Source organism: Streptomyces lucensis JCM 4490 (assembly GCF_014650035.1).
GTDB classification, from domain to species: domain Bacteria; phylum Actinomycetota; class Actinomycetes; order Streptomycetales; family Streptomycetaceae; genus Streptomyces; species Streptomyces lucensis.
The window spans coordinates 193,104-212,697 of the sequence record NZ_BMUE01000006.1 but is presented as its reverse complement, the minus strand read 5'-3'; the positions used below and the strand labels follow the sequence as shown (position 1 = coordinate 212,697).

Annotated in this window: 23 protein-coding genes; 11 read left to right on the top strand and 12 right to left on the bottom strand. The window is 69.3% G+C overall.

Annotated features, from left to right (window positions below):
* Positions 1-12 precede the first annotated feature (12 nt).
* Together femX and IE177_RS16205 are read right to left on the bottom strand one after the other, a co-directional pair.
* Positions 13-1,134 (bottom strand): peptidoglycan bridge formation glycyltransferase FemX, encoded by a 1,122-nt coding sequence (gene femX, locus IE177_RS16210; protein WP_190016037.1) that lies wholly within the window; start codon positions 1,132-1,134, stop codon positions 13-15.
* Between the two features lie 172 nt (positions 1,135-1,306).
* On the bottom strand, positions 1,307-1,624 hold the full coding sequence (locus IE177_RS16205; protein WP_190016036.1) for a hypothetical protein: 318 nt from the start codon (positions 1,622-1,624) through the stop codon (positions 1,307-1,309).
* 276 nt (positions 1,625-1,900) lie between these two features.
* Here IE177_RS16205 and rpsF point away from each other — a divergent pair, with 276 nt between their 5' ends.
* From rpsF to rplI, 4 genes are all read left to right on the top strand, one after another.
* Positions 1,901-2,191 carry a 30S ribosomal protein S6 gene (gene rpsF, locus IE177_RS16200; protein WP_009189556.1) on the top strand — a complete coding sequence of 97 codons (291 nt, stop codon included), beginning with the start codon at positions 1,901-1,903 and terminating at the stop codon, positions 2,189-2,191.
* A 74-nt stretch (positions 2,192-2,265) separates the two neighbouring features.
* Entirely contained in the window at positions 2,266-2,847 is a 582-nt protein-coding gene (locus IE177_RS16195; RefSeq protein ID WP_190016035.1) for a single-stranded DNA-binding protein, read from the top strand.
* A 57-nt stretch (positions 2,848-2,904) separates the two neighbouring features.
* Positions 2,905-3,141, top strand: a complete 237-nt coding sequence (rpsR, locus tag IE177_RS16190; protein ID WP_003949403.1) for a 30S ribosomal protein S18 — start codon at positions 2,905-2,907, stop codon at positions 3,139-3,141.
* A gap of 18 nt (positions 3,142-3,159) precedes the next feature.
* Positions 3,160-3,606 carry a 50S ribosomal protein L9 gene (gene rplI, locus IE177_RS16185; protein WP_190016034.1) on the top strand — a complete coding sequence of 149 codons (447 nt, stop codon included), beginning with the start codon at positions 3,160-3,162 and terminating at the stop codon, positions 3,604-3,606.
* A 114-nt stretch (positions 3,607-3,720) separates the two neighbouring features.
* Here the strand turns inward: rplI and IE177_RS16180 are convergent, their stop codons facing one another.
* Positions 3,721-5,058 (bottom strand): MATE family efflux transporter, encoded by a 1,338-nt coding sequence (locus tag IE177_RS16180; protein WP_190016033.1) that lies wholly within the window; start codon positions 5,056-5,058, stop codon positions 3,721-3,723.
* Positions 5,059-5,540: 482 nt separating this feature from the next.
* On the opposite strand from IE177_RS16180, the gene dnaB reads away from it, so the two are divergent.
* Both dnaB and IE177_RS16170 read left to right on the top strand, forming a co-directional pair.
* Positions 5,541-7,019 (top strand): replicative DNA helicase, encoded by a 1,479-nt coding sequence (gene dnaB, locus IE177_RS16175; RefSeq protein ID WP_190016032.1) that lies wholly within the window; start codon positions 5,541-5,543, stop codon positions 7,017-7,019.
* Positions 7,020-7,424: 405 nt separating this feature from the next.
* On the top strand, positions 7,425-7,940 hold the full coding sequence (locus tag IE177_RS16170) for a GNAT family N-acetyltransferase (RefSeq protein ID WP_190016031.1): 516 nt from the start codon (positions 7,425-7,427) through the stop codon (positions 7,938-7,940).
* A 225-nt stretch (positions 7,941-8,165) separates the two neighbouring features.
* Here the strand turns inward: IE177_RS16170 and IE177_RS16165 are convergent, their stop codons facing one another.
* Entirely contained in the window at positions 8,166-9,281 is a 1,116-nt protein-coding gene (locus tag IE177_RS16165) for an FAD-dependent oxidoreductase (RefSeq protein ID WP_190016030.1), read from the bottom strand.
* Between the two features lie 70 nt (positions 9,282-9,351).
* On the opposite strand from IE177_RS16165, the gene IE177_RS16160 reads away from it, so the two are divergent.
* Together IE177_RS16160 and IE177_RS16155 are read left to right on the top strand one after the other, a co-directional pair.
* Complete coding sequence (locus IE177_RS16160) at positions 9,352-10,056, top strand: TetR/AcrR family transcriptional regulator (protein WP_190016029.1); 705 nt, start codon at positions 9,352-9,354, stop codon at positions 10,054-10,056.
* An 81-nt stretch (positions 10,057-10,137) separates the two neighbouring features.
* Positions 10,138-11,523 (top strand): serine hydrolase domain-containing protein, encoded by a 1,386-nt coding sequence (locus IE177_RS16155; protein WP_190016028.1) that lies wholly within the window; start codon positions 10,138-10,140, stop codon positions 11,521-11,523.
* 66 nt (positions 11,524-11,589) lie between these two features.
* Here the strand turns inward: IE177_RS16155 and IE177_RS16150 are convergent, their stop codons facing one another.
* Together IE177_RS16150 and IE177_RS16145 are read right to left on the bottom strand one after the other, a co-directional pair.
* Positions 11,590-12,042, bottom strand: a complete 453-nt coding sequence (locus IE177_RS16150; protein WP_190016027.1) for a GNAT family N-acetyltransferase — start codon at positions 12,040-12,042, stop codon at positions 11,590-11,592.
* Between the two features lie 10 nt (positions 12,043-12,052).
* A complete protein-coding gene (locus IE177_RS16145; RefSeq protein WP_190016026.1) occupies positions 12,053-12,511 on the bottom strand; it encodes a MarR family winged helix-turn-helix transcriptional regulator in 459 nt (152 codons plus the stop codon).
* 141 nt (positions 12,512-12,652) lie between these two features.
* Here IE177_RS16145 and IE177_RS16140 point away from each other — a divergent pair, with 141 nt between their 5' ends.
* On the top strand, positions 12,653-13,861 hold the full coding sequence (locus IE177_RS16140; protein WP_190016025.1) for an MFS transporter: 1,209 nt from the start codon (positions 12,653-12,655) through the stop codon (positions 13,859-13,861).
* An 85-nt stretch (positions 13,862-13,946) separates the two neighbouring features.
* A complete protein-coding gene (locus IE177_RS16135) occupies positions 13,947-14,366 on the top strand; it encodes a GlcG/HbpS family heme-binding protein (protein ID WP_190016024.1) in 420 nt (139 codons plus the stop codon).
* Between the two features lie 74 nt (positions 14,367-14,440).
* Here the strand turns inward: IE177_RS16135 and IE177_RS16130 are convergent, their stop codons facing one another.
* The 6 genes from IE177_RS16130 to IE177_RS16105 all read right to left on the bottom strand — a co-directional run bounded on the left by IE177_RS16130 (position 14,441) and on the right by IE177_RS16105 (position 19,142).
* Complete coding sequence (locus IE177_RS16130) at positions 14,441-15,304, bottom strand: GNAT family N-acetyltransferase (protein WP_190016023.1); 864 nt, start codon at positions 15,302-15,304, stop codon at positions 14,441-14,443.
* A 113-nt stretch (positions 15,305-15,417) separates the two neighbouring features.
* On the bottom strand, positions 15,418-15,900 hold the full coding sequence (locus IE177_RS16125) for an NUDIX domain-containing protein (RefSeq protein ID WP_190016022.1): 483 nt from the start codon (positions 15,898-15,900) through the stop codon (positions 15,418-15,420).
* Positions 15,901-15,977: 77 nt separating this feature from the next.
* Complete coding sequence (locus IE177_RS16120; RefSeq protein WP_190016021.1) at positions 15,978-16,883, bottom strand: LysR family transcriptional regulator; 906 nt, start codon at positions 16,881-16,883, stop codon at positions 15,978-15,980.
* 237 nt (positions 16,884-17,120) lie between these two features.
* Positions 17,121-18,269, bottom strand: a complete 1,149-nt coding sequence (locus IE177_RS16115) for a cystathionine gamma-lyase (RefSeq protein WP_190016020.1) — start codon at positions 18,267-18,269, stop codon at positions 17,121-17,123.
* A complete protein-coding gene (locus tag IE177_RS16110; protein WP_190016019.1) occupies positions 18,266-18,757 on the bottom strand; it encodes a low molecular weight protein-tyrosine-phosphatase in 492 nt (163 codons plus the stop codon). The genes IE177_RS16115 and IE177_RS16110 overlap by 4 nt, the downstream gene beginning before the upstream one ends.
* 7 nt (positions 18,758-18,764) lie before the next feature.
* Positions 18,765-19,142, bottom strand: a complete 378-nt coding sequence (locus tag IE177_RS16105; protein ID WP_190016018.1) for a phage holin family protein — start codon at positions 19,140-19,142, stop codon at positions 18,765-18,767.
* 59 nt (positions 19,143-19,201) lie between these two features.
* On the opposite strand from IE177_RS16105, the gene IE177_RS16100 reads away from it, so the two are divergent.
* A complete protein-coding gene (locus IE177_RS16100; protein ID WP_190016017.1) occupies positions 19,202-19,519 on the top strand; it encodes a cupin domain-containing protein in 318 nt (105 codons plus the stop codon).
* The last annotated feature ends 75 nt before the right edge of the window (positions 19,520-19,594 follow it).

The window sequence follows — 19,594 nt, the reverse complement described above, 5'->3', positions numbered from 1 at the left end:
AACGCGCGCGGGTCAGCGGCGCGACATGTAGATGTCGAGGGCCTTGTGGAGCAGCTTGTTCAGCGGGAAGTCCCACTCGCCGAGGTACTCGGCGGCCTGTCCGCCCGTGCCGACCTTGAACTGGATCAGGCCGAACAGGTGGTCCGTCTCGTCCAGCGAGTCGGAGATGCCACGCAGGTCGTAGACGGTGCCGCCGAGGGCGTAGGCGTCGCGCAGCATGCGCCACTGCATCGCGTTCGAGGGCCGGACCTCACGGCCGATGTTGTCGGAGGCGCCGTAGGAGTACCAGACGTGACCGCCGACGATCAGCATCGTCGCGGCCGACAGGTTCACGCCGTTGTGGCGGGCGAAGTACAGCCGCATGCGGTTGGGGTCCTCGGTGTTGAGGGCCGTCCACATGCGCTGGAAGTACGACAGCGGGCGGGGCCGGAAGTGGTCGCGCACGGCCGTGATCTCGTACAGCCGCTGCCACTCGGCGAGGTCCTGGTAGCCGCCCTGGACGACCTCGACGCCGGCCTTCTCGGCCTTCTTGATGTTGCGGCGCCACAGCTGGTTGAAGTTCTTGTGGACCTCTTCCAGGGAGCGGTTCGCAAGCGGCACCTGGAAGACGTAGCGGGGCTGGACGTCGCCGAAACCGGCGCCCCCGTCCTCGCCCTGCTGCCAGCCCATGCGGCGCAGCTTGTCCGCCACCTCGAAGGCGCGCGGCTCGATGAAGTCGGCCTCCATGTCGCGCAGGCGCTTCACGTCCGGGCTCTGGATGCCCTTCTTGATCGTCTCCGCGTTCCAGCGGCGGATGATCACCGGCGGGCCCATCTTCACGGAGAAGGCACCCTGCTGCTTCAGGTGCGCCAGCATCGGCTGGATCCAGTCGTCCAGGTTCGGCGCGAACCAGTTGATGACCGGACCTTCGGGAAGGTAGGCGAGGTAGCGCTTGATCTTGGGCAGCTGGCGGTACAGGACCAGGCCCGCGCCGACCATCTCGCCCGTGCGCTCGTCGAACCAGCCGAGGCTCTCCGAGCGCCACTCCGCCTTCACATCGGCCCATGCCGGGACCTGCATGTGGCTCGCCGCCGGCAGGCTCTGGATGTAGGCCAGATGTTGCTCGCGGCTGATGGTCCTCAGGGTCAGGCTCATGTCGGGGCGCTCCTCGGGCTGGTGTGTCCCCATGGGTTCAGGGGCTCCGGCTCTCGCGCCGAAGCCTACTGCCCCTTGCGCACGCACCGACTGGGCGTACGGCACCTTCGCCCCGGCCGGTGGTGCGGCCGGGGCGTCACCCGGTGCCGGGAGCGTGCGAGGAGCGGAGGGCTCAGCTGCTGACGAGTCCGCCGAACAGCCCGCCGTGGGCCATGCCGAGCATGAAACCGACCCCGGCGAAGCCGAGCCCCAGGACCAGTCCGAAGCGTTGCCGCGTGGTCACCGAGATCCACTGGCCGTACGCGCCGATGACGAGCGCCGCCAGGCCCGCCCACGACGTGAGCAGATGGAGGCTGTGGAAGAAGGCCGTGATGAAGGAGAGCAGGCCCAGGACCAGCGTCACTGCCGTCAGGCCGTCCTGGAGCGGATGGAGCTTTCCGTCGGTGGCGAACAGGGATCCGGCGGTATTGGGTTGCAACGCCTGTGCCATGAGGCACCTCCTGCGGATCGCGGCGCACGGTAGCGCCCTACACACCCGATGTGTACAGACTGGGGGTGCCCACCGGCGGATTTCAACCGGAAGCCGGTGTGCAGGTAGTCTGTACCGTCTGCACCGGTGTCTGCCCAGGTCTGCTGCGGTCACACTGCGGGATCCTCTGCGGAACCCCTCCGATTGTCAGTGGCGGCCGATACCGTTGCGTACGCATCACAACCCTCCTGCCACGGAACGACCGTGGCCGCTGAGTCCAGAGGAGGTGGGTTCCACATGCGTCACTACGAGGTGATGGTCATCCTCGACCCCGATCTCGAGGAGCGTTCGGTCTCCCCGCTGATCGAGAACTTCCTGTCCGTCGTCCGTGATGGCGGCGGCAAGGTGGAGAAGGTCGACACCTGGGGCCGTCGTCGTCTCGCGTACGAGATCAAGAAGAAGCCCGAGGGCATCTACTCGGTCATCGACCTGCAGGCCGAGCCTGCGGTCGTCAAGGAGCTCGACCGCCAGATGAACCTGAACGAGTCGGTCCTCCGGACCAAGGTCCTCCGCCCCGAGACCCACTGAGCTCGCAGCTCAGCTGATCTCGGGATCCGAGTAGCACCAAGCAGCCAGCAGCAAACCCGCCGAGAGGTTCCCCCATGGCAGGCGAGACCGTCATCACGGTCATCGGCAATCTTGTCGACGACCCCGAGCTGCGCTTCACCCCGTCCGGTGCGGCGGTCGCGAAGTTCCGCGTCGCGTCCACTCCCCGCACCTTCGACCGCCAGACGAACGAGTGGAAGGACGGCGAGAGCCTCTTCCTGACCTGCTCGGTCTGGCGTCAGGCGGCGGAGAACGTCGCCGAGTCGCTCCAGCGAGGCATGCGCGTCATCGTGCAGGGCCGGCTGAAGCAGCGGTCCTACGAGGACCGTGAGGGCGTCAAGCGCACGGTCTACGAACTGGACGTCGACGAGGTCGGCCCCAGCCTGCGCAACGCCACGGCAAAGGTCACCAAGACCGCCGGCGGCGCTCGCGGTGGCCAGGGCGGTTACGGCGGCGGTGGCGGCCAGCAGGGTGGCGGCGGCTGGGGCGGCGGCCCCGGTGGCGGCCAGCAGGGTGGCGGCGCTCCTGCCGACGACCCGTGGGCGACCGGCGCTCCCGCCGGTGGCAACCAGGGTGGCGGTGGCTGGGGCGGTGGCTCCGGCGGCGGTGGCGGCTACTCGGACGAGCCCCCCTTCTAGGCCTTCGGGCCGGAGGCGGGTCTTATCCCAACTTCTTGATCACACAGGAGAAACACCATGGCGAAGCCGCCTGTGCGCAAGCCGAAGAAGAAGGTCTGCGCTTTCTGCAAGGACAAGGTCACGTACGTGGACTACAAGGACACGAACATGCTGCGGAAGTTCATTTCCGACCGCGGCAAGATCCGTGCCCGCCGCGTGACCGGCAACTGCACGCAGCACCAGCGTGACGTCGCCACGGCCGTCAAGAACAGCCGTGAGATGGCGCTGCTGCCCTACACGTCCACCGCGCGCTAAGGGAAGGGTGACCGACTCATGAAGATCATCCTCACCCACGAGGTTTCCGGCCTCGGTGCCGCGGGCGACGTCGTCGACGTCAAGGACGGCTACGCTCGCAACTACCTGATCCCGCGGAAGTTCGCTATCCGCTGGACCAAGGGTGGCGAGAAGGACGTCGAGCAGATCCGTCGTGCTCGCAAGATCCACGAGATCCAGACCATCGAGCAGGCCAACGCTGTGAAGGCCCAGCTCGAGGGCGTCAAGGTCCGTCTGGCCGTCCGCTCCGGCGACGCCGGTCGTCTCTTCGGCTCCGTCACCCCCGCCGACATCGCTTCCGCGATCAAGGCTTCCGGTGGCCCCGAGGTCGACAAGCGCCGCATCGAGCTGACCGCTCCGATCAAGACCCTGGGCGCCCACGAGACGTCCGTGCGTCTGCACCCCGAGGTTGCCGCCAAGGTCAACATCGAGGTCGTCGCGGCCTGATCGCCGCGTGATCACTACGCTCGTCTGAGCAAGTGAAAGGGGTCGCACCCGGTATGGGTGCGACCCCTTTTCCTGTGGATGCTGAGGCACCACGGCATGTTTCACGTGAAACGGTCAGCGCGTCGCGCCGGTCACGATCCACCGGCCGGACCGGCTCCTCAGCCACAGCGTCAGCAGGCGGACCGTCATCATCAGCGTCATCGCCGCCCAGAGGGCGGTGAGGCCACCACCGAGTGCCGGGATGAGCAGTGCCGCCGGGGCGAACACCGCCAGGGTGACCACCATGGCCCAGGCCAGGTACGGACCGTCGCCCGCGCCCATCAGGACGCCGTCCAGGACGAAGACGATTCCGCAGACGGGCTGTGACAGCGCCACCACCAGCAGCGCGGGCAGTGCCGTGTCCGTCACCACCGAATCACCGGTGAACAGGGGCAGGAAGAGCGGCCGGCCGGTCACTACGAGCAGGCCCAGCACGACACCGGTCGCCATGCCCCACTGGACCATGCGGCGACAGGCCTCGCGCGCGCCCTGGGCATCGTCCGCCCCGAGATACCGGCCGATGATCGCCTGTCCCGCGATGGCGATGGCGTCCAGTGCGAACGCCAGCAGGCTCCATAGGGACAAGATGATCTGATGGGCGGCGATGTCGGCGTCGCCGAGGCGTGCTGCGACCGCCGTGGCGATCATGAGGATCGCCCGTAGCGAGAGCGTGCGGACCAGAAGTGGGGCCCCGGCCTGTGCCGAGGCCCGAATGCCGGCGGCATCCGGTCGGAGGGAAGCGCCGTGCCGACGGGCCCCACGGACTACCACGGCCAGATAGACGGCGGCCATGCCGCACTGGGCGATGACCGTGCCCCAGGCCGAACCGGCGATACCGAGCCCGGCGCCGTAGACGAGCCCTGCGTTGAGCGCGCCGTTGGCGATGAAGCCGGCGATGGCGACGTAGAGAGGGGTCCGGGTGTCCTGCAGTCCGCGCAGCACTCCCGTCGCGGCGAGGACGATGAGCATGGCCGGGATGCCCAGCGAGGAGATACGCAAGTACGTCGTGGCGTACGGGGCTGCCGTCGCGGAGGCGCCGAAGAGGTCCACGATGCCGGACGCCAGTGGAAGGACGACGGCGATGACGGCGATGCCGAGCAGGAGGGCCAGCCAGACACCGTCCATGCCCTGACGGATGGCGGCCTGGAGATCACCGGCGCCGACGCGACGGGCCACGGCGGCCGTGGTGGCGTAGGCGAGGAAGACGAAGACGCTGACGGCAGTGGTGAGAAGGGCGGAGGCGATCCCGAGGCCGGCAAGCTGGGCGGTGCCGAGATGACCGACGATCGCGCTGTCCGCCAGGACGAAGAGAGGCTCGGCGACGAGGGCGCCGAAGGCGGGGACGGCCAGCGCGACGATTTCTCGGTCGTGCCGTCGCCGGGCGGCCTTGGGGAGCGCGGGAGCCTGTGTCATGAGCACTAATCTAATCGTCCACAGGTAAGAGCTGCAAGTCATGTCTGCCCCTTACTGTGTGCCATGGGCTGCCTCCTTTCGCGCACCGTTCGAAGCGATCTTGGTCCGACTGGGGAAGTTTTTCTTCTGCACAGCCGGTGGACTGTGAAGCAGCAGGTCAGAGGCTTTCTCCGGAAAGGATCGAGGGCTTGTTCACAGCGCTGTCCACCGGGTCGTGCACAGGTTTCGGGGAGTTCTCCACAGCATCGGGGTGGTCGTCCACATGGCCTGTGGATAACCAGATTGGCTGACGCTGCCGACGGGCCTACGGTGGTCCGGCGCCCGCTCCTTCCCCCGGCCCGTAACACGTCTTTCCCGTGGCCCCTGGAACCGTCACAAACCCGACGTCCCAGAACTGGAGCAGGGCCTCTTATTTGTCAGTGTCGTGCCCTACAAAAGAGGACACGGCGAGGTCCGCCCTGCGGACGGGAGGAGGTGGCTCGGTGAGCATTTCCGAGCCCTTGGACGATCCGTGGGCCGACAGTGGACCCAGTGATCGTCTGCCGGCCGCCCGTCGGCGCAACGACGGCGGCAGGGGTCGTGAGGAACAGCACGACCGGGGCCGGGAGAACGGCGCCTGGGACGGCGGAGGGGCGTCCTTCGAGCGAGTGCCACCGCAGGACCTGGACGCCGAGCAGTCGGTGCTGGGCGGCATGCTGCTGTCCAAGGACGCCATCGCCGACGTCGTCGAGATCCTCAAGGGCCACGATTTCTACAAGCCCGCGCACGAGACGATCTACCAGGCCATCCTGGACGTCTACGCCAAGGGCGAGCCTGCGGACCCGATCACCATCGCCGCGGAACTCACCAAGCGCGGAGAGATCAACAAGGTCGGCGGCGCCGCGTATCTGCACAGCCTCGTCCAGACCGTGCCGACGGCGGCCAACGCCGAGTACTACGCGGAGATCGTCCACGAGCGGGCCGTCCTGCGCCGCCTGGTCGAGGCCGGTACGCGGATCACGCAGATGGGATACGCGGCCGACGGAGACGTGGACGAGATCGTCAACAGCGCCCAGGCCGAGATCTACGCCGTCACCGAGCAGCGCACGAGCGAGGACTACCTGCCGCTCGGCGACATCATGGAAGGCGCCCTCGACGAGATCGAGGCCATCGGTTCGCGCAGCGGTGAGATGACGGGTGTGCCCACGGGCTTCACCGACTTCGACTCCCTGACGAACGGCCTGCACCCAGGCCAGATGATCGTCATCGCGGCCCGCCCGGCCATGGGTAAGTCGACCCTCGCCCTCGACTTCGCGCGGGCCGCCTCGATCAAGCACAACCTCCCCAGCGTCATCTTCTCGCTCGAAATGGGACGCAACGAGATCGCGATGCGCCTGCTGTCGGCAGAGGCCCGGGTCGCCCTGCACCACATGCGCTCGGGCACGATGACCGACGAGGACTGGACCCGGCTCGCCCGCCGCATGCCGGACGTCTCGGCGGCGCCCCTCTACATCGACGACTCCCCGAACCTGTCGATGATGGAGATCCGTGCCAAGTGCCGCCGTCTCAAGCAGCGCAACGACCTCAAGCTGGTCGTCATCGACTACCTCCAGCTGATGCAGTCCGGGGGCTCCAAACGCGCCGAGAGCCGTCAGCAGGAGGTCTCGGACATGTCCCGTAACCTCAAGCTGCTCGCTAAGGAGCTGGAGATCCCGGTCATCGCGCTCTCCCAGCTCAACCGTGGTCCGGAGCAGCGGACCGACAAGAAGCCCATGGTGTCCGACCTGCGCGAGTCCGGGTCCATCGAGCAGGACGCCGACATGGTCATCCTGCTGCACCGTGAGGACGCCTACGAGAAGGAGTCCCCGCGCGCGGGCGAGGCCGACCTCATCGTCGCCAAGCACCGAAACGGCCCGACGGCCACGATCACGGTCGCGTTCCAGGGCCACTACTCCCGCTTCGTGGACATGGCACAGACCTGACCCGGCCGTCCCGTAGGGTCTCAAGTTTCGTGTCGGAATCTCACGGTCCCTGTCGGATCGAAGTCGGATCCGACACTGAGCTGGGACTCGCAGGTCGCTGCCGTACCTCATTCGAGTGACAGGACCTCGGCCACCCCTTGCTTGAGCGCGCTGAACGTGGCAGAGCCATGAAACCGACCCCCTTCGGCAAACGCGTGGCCGCCGCCATCCGGAATCCGTTTCCGACCAAAAACGCATTGCCCAGGCCAGGGAGGCTTGCTACCGTCACGCCAGCGCGAGAGGCGCGTGATCATGGGACAGGGAGGTTGATGAATATGGCCGCCGTCGGCCGTCTTCAGCATGCCCTTGTCCGGCCCGCGCGTTAGCAGAGCGCGGTCCGGTCGTTCCAACGACCAGGAATGACACGTGACTTCCTCCACTTCATCAGCCCACATCCAGCTGACCACCGACCGCCTCGTTCTCCGGCCCTGGACCGCGGCCGAAGCCACCGCGGTCCTCGACAACACCAGGTCGGCCGACTGGGCGGACGACTTCCCCGCCGAAGGCGACCGCGTCGTCGCGGGCCTCTTCGGCCAGTTCCCCGCCTGGCTCGGCGAGCACGGCCACCGGCTGATCATCGAGCGCGACAGCGGCCTGGTCGTGGGCTCGATCGGCCTGTTCTGGCCGCCCAGCGAGGGAACCCTCGAAATCGGATACGGCATCGTGGCGTCCCGCCGCGGTCTGGGCTATGCCCCCGAGGCCGCCCGGGCCCTCGCCGAGTTCGCCCTCACCGCCCCCGGCGTCCATACCGTGTTCGCCAACGTGGAGCTGTCGAACCCGGCCTCCGTCCGCGTCCTGGAGAAGGCCGGCTTCCGCCGATGGGCCACTGAGGAAAACACGGCCCGCTTCAGGATCACGAAGCCGGCCCACCACGAACGGTGATTCCTTGGGGCCGGCGGGATGCCGTCGGCCCCACACCGCCGCAGAGGAAATGACACGGCCGTGAGACAGAACGCTCCGGCCAAGCCGTGAGACAACCAGAGAAACCTCAGGTCACGGCATGGGCAGATGTCACGAGCGGTGAGAACCTGCACGTCCTGTTCCGACGCCGGCCGCGCGGGCCATCGAGCCCGGTCCCCGCGGCCGAGCCGACCGGTCATGGGGCTGTCAGACTCCGTCGGGCCGGAAGAACGCGAGTATCCTCCGGGCGGCGTCCGGCGACATCAGCAGTTCCTGCATGTCCGCGGACATCCGGGCGGCCGCGCTGGTGCGCTCGAACATCTCGCGTTCGTACGCCTCGACCGCGGCGGGAAAGTCGTCCGGGTGCGCCGCCAGCGCGAGGCCGAGCAGGGCCCCGTCGAGCAAGGCCATGTTGGCGCCCTCCCCCACCGGCGGCATCAGGTGTGCGGCGTCGCCGAGCAGCGTGACGCCTGGCGTCGGCGGCCAGGTCAGGCCGACCGGGAGAGCAGTGATCGCCCGCGGCGCGACCGTGTCGTCGCAGGCCGCGATCAGTGCGGTGAACCGTGGGTCCCAGCCGGTGAACTCCTCGACGAGCCGCGTCCGGACGGCGGCCGGGTCGTCGAACGGGATCCCGCTGGTGGCGAACCAGTCCTCGGCGGTGTTGTAGAAGCTGAGGCCGATGCGTACACAGCCGTCGCCGTTGCGCTGCGCCGCCAGGGACCGCCCGTTGCCGAGCACCCAGTAGTTGCCGCGCCCGACCATCGACGCGAGATCGGGGTGGGTTCGGTCGATGTCCGCGATGCGGAGTTCGACGACGTTCTGGCCGATGTGCGCAGGCCGGGCGTCGGTGAGCAGTGCGCGGACCCGGGAGTTCGCGCCGTCGGCGCCGACCAGCAGGTCGTACGTCGCGTTGCTGCCGTCGGCGAAGCGCAGCACACCGGTGTCGGCGGACTCGAACGCGCGCCCCCAGCGCACCGTGTGCTCGGGGAGGGAGTCCAGCAGCAGGTCCCGCAGATCGGCACGGTCCACCTCGGGGCGTTCGAGCGGGGCCCCCTCCGGTGTGTCCTCCTGCAACAGCAGGGTGCCGTCCGGCTCGAGGAGCCGCATGTCCTGACCTTCGCCGCGGGCGATCGCATGGAACTGGTCGACCAGACCGGCCTCGCGCAGCGCTCGCTGCCCCGAGTGGATGTCGAGCATGCCGCCCTGGCCGCGGACGTCGCGCGACGGGTCGCGCTCGTACACGACGCAATCCATGCCGTTCACGTGCAGTACGCGGGCGAGAGCCAGGCCGCCCAGGCCAGCTCCGACGATGGCGATGCTCATGGCCGCTTCCCTTCGATACGGCGTATCGGTCGATACACTGTATCGCTCGATGCGGAGTATTGTGAGCGGCATGTTGGTGTGGGAAAGGCCGGAGCCGCCGAATCGACCCGTGCCGGCCCCGTTGAGCCGCGAGCGGATCGTGCGAGCGGCGATCCGACTGGCCGACGCGGACGGCCTGGACGCGGTCTCGCTGCGCAAGGTCGCCACCGCACTGGACGTCCGTCCGATGCGGCTGTACGGCTACATCGCCAGCAAGGAGGAGCTGCTCGACCTGATGGTCGACGCCGCCTACGCCGAGATCCGGCCGGTCGGGGACGCCTGGCGGGAGGTGCTCCGGTCCCTCGCCGAAGCCACCCGGCACGCCGCTCACGAGCACGAATGGCTCGCCGATCTGCTGGGTGGCCGACCCCAGCTCGGGCCGCACGCGCTGGCCAGCGGGGAAGCCGTGGTGTCCGCGCTGGGCGACGTCCACGTGGACGCCGTCATGCCGGTGGTCGCGGCGGTCAACGCGTACGTGATCGGCGCGGTACGCCGGGAGATCGCCGAGCGGCGTGCCGAGCGGGCCACCGGGATGGACGAGAAGCGCTGGCAGGCCTCACTCGGGCCCTACCTGGAGCGGACTTTCGCCACCGGCCGATTGCCCGCGCTGGCCACGGTGGTACGCGATGCCGCACACCTGGACGCCGACCAGACCTTCCGGATGGGCCTCGATTTCCTGCTCGACGGCATCGACGCCCGCATCTCAGGGGGGCGTGCGGCAGAAGGACGGCCGTGATACCGGCTTCGGCGCTGACGCGTTGGAGCGACGCAGGCAAATGCATTCGACGTCCGTCGCGGCAGCCGGTGAACTGGGCCCATGACGACATCGCAGGAAGCACTGCTCCCCGGCACCCGACGTGCCCTGTTGCACCGGATCGCGGTCGCGCAGGCCGAAGGGCGGGCGCCGTCGCTCGTCGCCGCCGTGGTACGGGACGGACGGGCCGTGTGGCACGGCGCGCGCACCTCGGTAGAGGGGCATGGGCCGGACGAGAACGTGCAGTACAGGGTCGGCTCCATCACCAAGACCTTCACCGCCGTACTGGTGATGCGTCTGCGCGACGAGGGACTGCTCGATCTCGCTGATGCGCTGGAGAAGCATCTGCCGGGCACCGGTGCGGGAGAGGCGACCATCGCCCAACTGCTCGCCCACACCGCCGGTCTGGCGGCCGAGTCGCCGGCGCCCTGGTGGGAACGGACCCCCGGTTCCCTGCGGCCGGAGCTGAGCGACGTGCTCGGTGAGGAGCCGCTGCTTCATCCCGTGGGCCGCCGGCACCACTATTCCAACCCGGGCTATACGGTGCTCGGCGCGCTGGTGGAGAAGCTGCGTGACGCTCCCTGGGAAGAGGTGCTGCGCAGCGAGATTCTCGAGCCGCTGGGCCTGCACCGGACGAGCACGCGGCCGCAGTCGCCGCACGCGGGCGGATGGGCGGTGCACCCATGGGCCGACGCCATGCTGCCCGAGCCGCTGGAGGACCTCGGCCTGATGGCACCGGCCGGGCAGCTCTGGTCGACCACGGGGGACCTGGCACGGTTCGCCGCGTTCCTGGCCCGGGGCGACGACCGGGTGCTGAGCTCGGAGTCAGTACGCGAGATGCGGACCCCCGCGGCACCCGCCGAGGCCGCGGACGTGGTGGACGGGACCAGCTACGGCCTGGGTATGCAGATCCAGCGCCGCGACGGCCGGTTGCTCGTCGGGCATTCCGGTTCGCTGCCGGGCTTTCTGGCGAACCTCACCATCGGCATCGAGGACGACGTGGCCGCGGTGGTGCTCGCCAACTGCACCAGTGGGCCGCTGCTGGGCGCGGTGGGCGCTGACCTCGTGCGGATCGTCGCCGACGCGGAACCCCGGATCCCCGAACCGTGGCATCCGCTGCGCGAGGTGGATCCGGCGGTCCTTGAGCTGGCGGGGCAGTGGTACTGGGGGACTCAAGCCTTCGGCCTGCGGGTGAGCGCCGACGGGCTTGTCGCGCTGGGACCGCTGACCGGTGCCGGACGTCGTGCCCGCTTCCGCTCGAACGGGGACGGCACCTGGACGGGGCTGGAGGGCTACTACGCCGGAGAACTGCTGCGGCCTGTGCGACGCCAGGACGGTTCCCTGAGCCACCTCGACCTCGGCTCGTTCGTCTTCACACGGCAGCCGTACGACACCGGTGCTCCCGTACCCGGCGGAGTGGATCCCGAAGGATGGCGGGGCATTCGCTAGCCCGTAGGCACCAGGCGGTGTGTTTCACGTGAAACACACCGCCTGGCGATCGGCCTCGGGAAGCTGTCAGAGCCGCAATTTGAAGCCCTCGTGTGAAGCAGTGAACCCCAACCGCTCGTAGAATCGGTGGGCATCGGTGCGGGTCTTGTCGGATGTCAGCTGCACCATCCGGCAGCCGAGGTCCCGGGATGTGCCGATCGCCCACTCGATGAGCCGGCTGCCCAGCCCGCCACCCCGCTCGTCGGCGTGGATACGCACGGCTTCGATGAGCGCACGGGTCGCCCCTCGATGAGAAAGTCCCGGAATGACGGTGAGCTGAAGGGTGCCGATGACGCGGCCTTCGCGTACGGCGACGACGAGGTGCTGGTTCGGGTCCGCTTCCAGGTGCTGAAGCGCGGTTCGGTACGGAGTCAGGTCGTGAAGTGACTCCCGCTGGGCGCCCAGCGGGTCGTCTGCGAGCATCGCGACGATCGCCGGAAGGTCAGCGGCGGTGGCGTCACGTATTTCAAGATCTCCCATGCCCCGCACCCTACGCGGGCACGTTCAGCGACTTCACGGCCCTGACCAGCGGCGCCAGTTCGGTGCTCCGGGAGGCCTCGTCCAGGGCCTCCCGCAGGGCGGCGTCATTGGTGGGCCGCGCCTCCTCCAGCAGCCGCAGGCCCGCCTCGGTCACATTGGTGTAGATGCCTCGCCGATCGGTGGGGCACAGGTAGCGCTCCAGCAGGCCGCGGTCCTCCAGGCGGGTCACCAGGCGCGTGGTGGCGCTCTGGCTGAGGACGACCGCGTCGGCGACCTGCTTCATCTGCAGGTGTCCGCCCTCGCCGTCGTGCTGCCTGCTGAGTACGTCGAGCAAGGAGTACTCGCGCACGCTCAGATCGTGCTTCGTCTGCAGGGCGCGCTCGATGCGCGCCTCGATCCTCCCGTGCAGCGCAGAGAGAGCGCACCAGCCCTGGGCAAGGGCGGTGAGTGCGGGGTCCGTCGCTGTCATGGCTTTCTCCTCCGTCCCGGAGCGGCTGCACACAAGGGTAGAGCAATCCCGCAATAGCCCGCGTTTGCAATTAACCAGCGTCTGCAACTATTGTCGAAGCACGCAAAGCGCTCATGCAATCGTCTGGGAAGGTGTCCCCACATGCCTCTCGCGCTTCTGGCCCTCGCGATCGGGGCCTTCGGGATCGGAACGACCGAGTTCGTGGTCATGGGCTTGCTGCCCGAGGTCGCGGCCGAGTTCGGGGTCTCCATCCCCACGGCGGGCCTGCTCGTCACCGGCTACGCACTCGGCGTGGTCATCGGCGCCCCGCTGATGACGGTGCTCGGCACCAAGGTCTCCCGCAAGCGGATGCTCATGCTGCTGATGGGACTGTTCATCGCCGGAAACCTGCTCTCCGCGGTGGCCCCCGCCTTCGCCGTGATGCTCATCGGACGGGTGGTCGCCTCGCTCGCCCACGGAGCCTTCTTCGGCATCGGCTCGGTCGTGGCGGCCGAGCTGGTCGCGCCCCACAAGAAGGCCGGCGCCATCGCCATGATGTTCACCGGCCTGACCGTCGCCAACGTCATCGGTGTCCCGCTGGGCACCCTCATCGGCCAGGACGTCGGCTGGCGCGTCACCTTCGGCATCGTCGCCGCCCTCGGCGTCGTCGGGCTCATCGGCATCGCCAGACTGGTGCCCGAGATGCCGCGGTCCGAAGGCGTGCACCTGCGGCACGAGCTGGCCGCGTTCAAGAACGCCCAGGTCCTGCTCGCCATGGCGATGACCGTGCTCGGCTTCGGTGGTGTCTTCGCTGCCATCACCTACATAGCGCCGATGATGACCCACGTCGCCGGCTTCGCCGACGGCTCGGTCACTTGGCTGCTGGTGCTGTTCGGACTCGGCATGGTCGGCGGCAACCTCCTCGGCGGCGAGTTCGCCGACCGCGCCCTGATGCCGATGCTCTACGTCTCCCTCGGCGCCCTGGCCGTGGTCCTGGCGCTCTTCACACTGACCGCCCACAACAAGATCGCGGCTGCGGTGACCATCGCCCTGATCGGCGCCTTGGGTTTCGCCACCGTCCCGCCGCTGCAGAAGCGGGTGCTCGACCAGGCGCACGGCGCCCCGACGCTCGCCTCCGCCGTGAACATCGGAGCCTTCAACCTGGGCAACGCCCTCTCCGCATGGCTCGGCGGCATGGTGATCGCATCCGGCCTCGGCTACACCGCGCCCAACTGGGTCGGCGCCGCCCTCGCCGCGGCCGCCCTGGCCCTCGCCGTCCTCTCGGCGGCCCTGGAGCGCCGTGACAGCGCGCGCGGTGCCGCGACCCCTTCCGTGACGCCTGCCGGGCAGCGGACCGCCGTCCCCCACTGAGCCCCCGGCTCACCCCGCAGACACCCGTACCCGGGGACGCCCCGGTACGGCAAGCACCCGCTCACCCCCACCGAGGAGAAAGCCCATGAGCACCACCGCCGTCGCCCCGCTGACCATCGAGGACGCCGAGCTGCTCGTCGCCACGGCTCGCAGTGCGGCCGAGGACGCCGGAGTCACCGTCAGCGTCACCGTCCTCGACGCGGGCGGGCATCTGCTCGCCTTCCGACGGGACGACCGGGCCGTACTGATCTCCGGCGAGACCAGCACCCGCAAGGCCTACACGGCTCTCCAGCTGAACGCGCCCACCGCCGATCTGGTCGACGCCGTACAGCCGGGCGGCCTCTTCCACACGTTGCCCACGGCCCTCGACCGGCCCCTGCTGTTCATCGCGGGCGGTGTCCCCGTCCACCGCGACGGTCGGCTGATCGGTTCGCTCGGCGTCGGTGGCGGCGCGCCGCAGCAGGACCACGGCTTCGCCACCACGGCGGTGAGGGCGCTCGCCTGATCCCACGGCCGGCCGGACCGACAACGCCGGTCCCACAGCTCGCGGCGGCGGGGCCGGCGTTCGCGTGCCAGGATTCAGCCCGCGGCCACGGTGAGCGGGGCGAACCGACGCGTCCAGTCCCCGGGAAGGTCGGGGACGCCGTAGGTCATCACGGCGTTGAACGTCACGGACGCCAGTCCCCGCGCCTTCACCCACGCCAGCAGTTCCTCGTGACGCACGTCGATGTCGGTGCGCAGCGGACGGTCGGTACGGGCGGCCAGCGAGGCGATGAGGGCCTTGGCGGTCTCCGTGTCCCGGGCGATCAGCGGGCCGACGACATGGGTGTCCATGTTGGGCCACGCGGCCGCGTATCCGATGATCCGGCCGTCCTCCTCGGCGACCCGCAACTGGTCGGCGAAGGCGGGCAGCCGGGTGATGAGGGGCGTGCGGTCGGCGCCGAACACCTCCTCGTCCAGACGCAGGATCGCGGGCAGGTCCTCCGCGGTCGCCGCGCGTGTCGCCACCCCGGACTCGGGCTCACCGGTGAAGAGGCCGGTCAGCATTTCCGCCCGGCCGGTCACCTTGAAGCCCAGTTCCTCGTAGAGGGGACGGCCGTACGGGGTGGCGTGAAGGGTCAGCGGGGTGGTTCCCATGGCGGACACGACGTGCCGCATCAGGCGACGCCCGACACCCTGACGGGCATGACGTGCGGCCACCAGAACCATGCCGACGGCTGCCAGTTCCAGCCGGTCCCAGGAGCCGTACTCGGTGACGACGCACGCGGCCACGAGGCCCCCCTCGGGGTCGTCGATGCCGAAGCCCTTTCCGGCCGTGAGGAGGAAGCCCCACTTGTGCTCTTCGCGTGGCCACCCCCTGTCTTCGGACAGGTCGGCACACGCGGGGAGATCGCGCAGCGTCAGACGGCGGATGGGCAGAGCGGCGAGAGAAGGAGTAGGCACGCAGGTCAGGCTGTCCGACCGGGACCCCCGGCGTCCACCTGTTTCGATGCAAACGCACGTGCTTTTCGCCATGCCGCAGCCGTGCGCCAGCCCGCGGCAGCTTCGGAACAGGGCTACCCGAGGTCGGGAGCGTGCATGGCGCGCACCCCCTCGATATTGCCGTCCAGGTAGTGGCGCAGCGAGAGCGGGACGAGATGGACGGAGGCGATGCCGACACGGGTGAACGGGATACGGACGATCTCGTACTCACCCGCCGGCTCGTCCACTTCGGGGCCGTGGCGCAGGGACGGGTCCATGGACTCCAGCCGGCAGACGAAGAAGTGCTGCACCTTCACACCGGTGGCGCCGCCGTCCTCGCCGATGTGCTCGACGGTGTCCACGAAGCACGGCACCACATCGGCGATCTTGGCCCCCAGTTCCTCGTACACCTCTCGATGCAGGGCGTCCACGACGGTGGAGTCCCGGGGCTCGACCCCGCCACCGGGCGTGACCCAGTAGGGATCGACGCCGGGCTTGGTGCGCTTGATCAGGATCAGGTCGTCACCGTCCAGGAGAACGGCACGGGCGGTGCGCTTGACCACGGGTCGGACGGTCATGGGAGAAATGTGGCCCGGCTGGTTCCACGTGAAACATCGGCCCGCGACCCCAGTGCGTATCCAACCGGGATCGGGGCTCAGCCCCACGTCACGGCCGCACGCTGGAGCCACTCGTGCGCCCGGGCCACATGCGGCATGGCCAGCGTTCCGGTGCGTGTGACCAGGAAGTACGTGCGCAGGGGAGGCACCGCCGGATCGTGCAGGGTGACGATCGCGCCGTGGTCGATGGCGGGGAGGCACAGATAGTGGGGCAGCACCGCCAGCCCGGCACCTGCGATCGCACAGGCGAGTACGGCTCGCAGATCCGGGACGATGACTGTGCCGGAGGTGGCCGGGCGGGAGTCGAAGACGGAGGCCCAGTACCGCGAGACGAAGGGCAGCGACTCGTGGACCTCGACGACGGGGAGATTCTCCAGGGCGGGTGCTCCCTTCAGCCGCAGCGCGTCCGGGCCGATCCGCCGCGCCCAGCGCGGTGCGGCGACCAGCACGTGTTCCTCGTCGCACAGTGGCGTGGCGGTGAGCAGGGCCCCACGGGGCCGGGCCGTGCTGATGGCCAGATCATGGTGTCCGGCGGCGAGCCCCTCCAGCGCTTCCTCCGCGGTGCCGAAGGAGGCGCGCAGCGCGAAGCCCTGGCCGTCGTCGCCGGCCAGTTCGGTGAGGGCCGGCAGGGCGCGTTCGGCGGTGAACTCGGGTGGGCCGGCCAGGTGCAGCGTCCTCAAGGACGACTCGTCGTCCAGACCGCCCTCGGCTATCTCCACCAGCGCGTCGAGGTGGGGAGCGGCCTTGTGCGCCAGTTCGTCGCCGATGGTCGTCGGAGTCACCCCGCGGGCCTGGCGAAGGAAGAGGGGCCTGCCGAGCTGGCGTTCCAGCGTACGGATCTGTGAGGTGACCGCGGGCTGGGAAAGCCCGAGCAGGGCGGCGGCGCGAGTGAAGGAACCGGCCCGGTGCACGGTGACGAAGGTCCGCAGCAAGGCCAGGTCCATGGTCCTCCCCTCTCCCTGTCGTCCTCCAGCCCCCGGGCAGGTCCCAACTATAAATAAGTCGATAGGTCGCTGTCGCTAGCGTGATTGGACACTGACAGAGAGTCAATTAGCCTTGGTCACACGGTTCTTCGCTCGCGGAACCGCCGACGGTCCGAGTCACGAGGGGGGAGGCTCGGACCGTCGTCCAGCGGCAGCGAGTGGACGCGTTCCCGGCTCACCCGGCCGGCGCGTCCGCGCTCAGCCGGCGGACTCGTCCAGGGCCCGCAGCAGATCGGCCACCAGGTCCTCGGGGTCCTCCGCACCGACCGACATACGGATGAAGCCCTCGGAGACCGCATCCCCGCCCCAGCGGCGGCGGCGTTCGGCCGTGGAACGGACCCCGCCGAAGCTCGTCGCGTCCTCCACGAGGCGCAGGGCCTGCAGGAAACGCTCGGCACGCGCGCGGGTGGGCAGCTCGAAGGAGACGACGCAGCCGTAGCGGCGCATCTGCTGCGAGGCGATCTTGTGCGACGGGTCGTCGGGCAGCCCGGGGTAGCGCAGGCCGGACACCTCGGGCCGTCGCCGCAGGGCCTCGGCGACCCGCAGGGCGGTGGCGTTCTGCCGGTCGACGCGCAGCTGCAGTGTCGCGATCGACCGGTGCGCGAGCCAGGCCTCCATGGGCCCCGGGATGGCCCCCACGATCTTGCGCCAGCGGCGTACGGCGGCCATCGCCTCCGCGTCGCGGCCGGTGACGTAGCCCAGGAGGACGTCTCCGTGCCCGGTGAGCTGCTTGGTGCCGCTGGCCACGGAGAAGTCGGCTCCGAGCTCGAGCGGACGCTGCCCGAGCGGGGTGGCGAGGGTGTTGTCGACGGCCACCAGGGCGCCGCCGGCGTGGGCCGCCGCCACCAGCCTCCGGATGTCGCACACGTCGAGTCCGGGATTCGACGGGGACTCGATCCACAGCAGCCGCGCACCGTCGAGCACCTCCAGCTGAGCGTCGCCGCCGGTGGGCGCCGTGCGCACCTCGACGCCGTAGGCCTCCAGCTGGGCGCGGACCAGCGGCAGCACCTGGTAGCCGTCGGAGGGCAGTACGGCCACGTCCCCGGCGCGCAGCTGGGAGAACAGCACCGCGGAGATCGCCGCCATGCCGGAGGCGAACACCAGCGTCTCGACGTCCTCGTGACCGGGCGCCTCCAGCTCGCCGATGGCACGCTCCAGCAGCGTCCAGGTCGGATTGTCGTCACGGCCGTACAGGTACGGTCCCGTCACCTCGCCCGGCAGGTGGAAATGCGCCGCGAACACCGGTCCGGGCAGGGTCGGCTCGTGCTTGACCGGCTCGGGCAGTCCCGCCCGTACGGCGCGCGTGCCGTCGCCGGCGGTCGCCGCGTCCTCGGTGGTGTCGCTCATGCGGCCCGTCCCTCCAGTTGTTCCCGTACGGCGGCGAGCAGGCCGTCGCTCGCCGCTTCCACCATCTCAAGACACTCCTCGAAGCCGTCCCGGCCCCCGTAGTAGGGATCCGGTACGTCGAGATCGTCGCCCCCCTCGGGACCGTAGGACCGCAACAGGCGGATCTTGCGCGCGTCCTCCTCGGTGGGCGCGAGACGGCGCAGGGCCTTGAGATGGCTCCGGTCGAGAGCGATCACCAGGTCGAGCAGGCCGAACCATGACGGCTCGAACCGACGGGCGACGTGCTCGGTGCCGTAGCCGTGCTCCTCGAGGACCGAGACGGTGCGCGGGTCGGCGGCCTCCCCCTCGTGCCAGCCGCCGGTGCCGGCGCTGTCCACCCGCACCCGCTCCTCGAGACCGGCCTCGGCCACGCGCGCGCGGAAGACGGACTCGGCCATCGGGGAGCGGCAGATGTTGCCGGTGCACACGAAGCAGACGCGGTAGGTCATGTCGTGCTCAGTCCTCGTCGGGCAGTACGACGTGCAGCGCCCAGGAGACGACGGAGACGATCAGGCCACCGAGCACGGCCGTCCAGAAGCCGTCCACGTGGAAGCTCAGATCGAGCTTGCCGCACACCCAGGAGGTCAGCAGCAGCATCAGCGCGTTGACGATCAGGGTGATCAGTCCGAGGGTCAGGATGAACAAGGGGAAGGTCAGTACCTTCACGATCGGCTTGACCAGCCAGTTCACCAAACCGAAGATCAGTGCGACCACGATCAGCGTGCCGGTCTTCTTGGCAGTGCTGTCACCGGTGAGGGTGATCTTGTCGAGCAGCCACACCGCGACCGCCAGGGCGCCCGCGTTGACGATCGTCTTGACTACAAAATTCTTCATGTGTCTGATCGTGGCAGACCGGATCGTGACTGAGCAGTGAGATGAGGGCGGCAGCGGCGATGAAGGCATTCCGGCTGGACGAACTGGAGGCGGAACGCGCCGCCAACGAGGGTGCCTACCTGCAGTTCCTGCGGGAGCGGAACATGTCGGTCGGCCTGTACGCCCTCGACGCGGGCGCGCACGACCCGCAGCAGCCGCACGGCCAGGACGAGGTGTACTTCGTGGTCAGCGGCCGGGCGTCGATCACCGTCGGGCTGGAGACGACCGACGTGGCGCGGGGCAGCGTCGTGTACGTACCGGCCGGAGTCGCGCACAAGTTCCACCACATCAGCGAGGACCTGAGGGTGCTCGTCGTCTTCTCTCCCCCCGAGGCGTGAGCCGCCACCCGGGGTTCCCTAGGGGACGGGTCAGGGGGAGACAAGGGATGCGGAGCCCCCGCGGGTCCCGTCCGC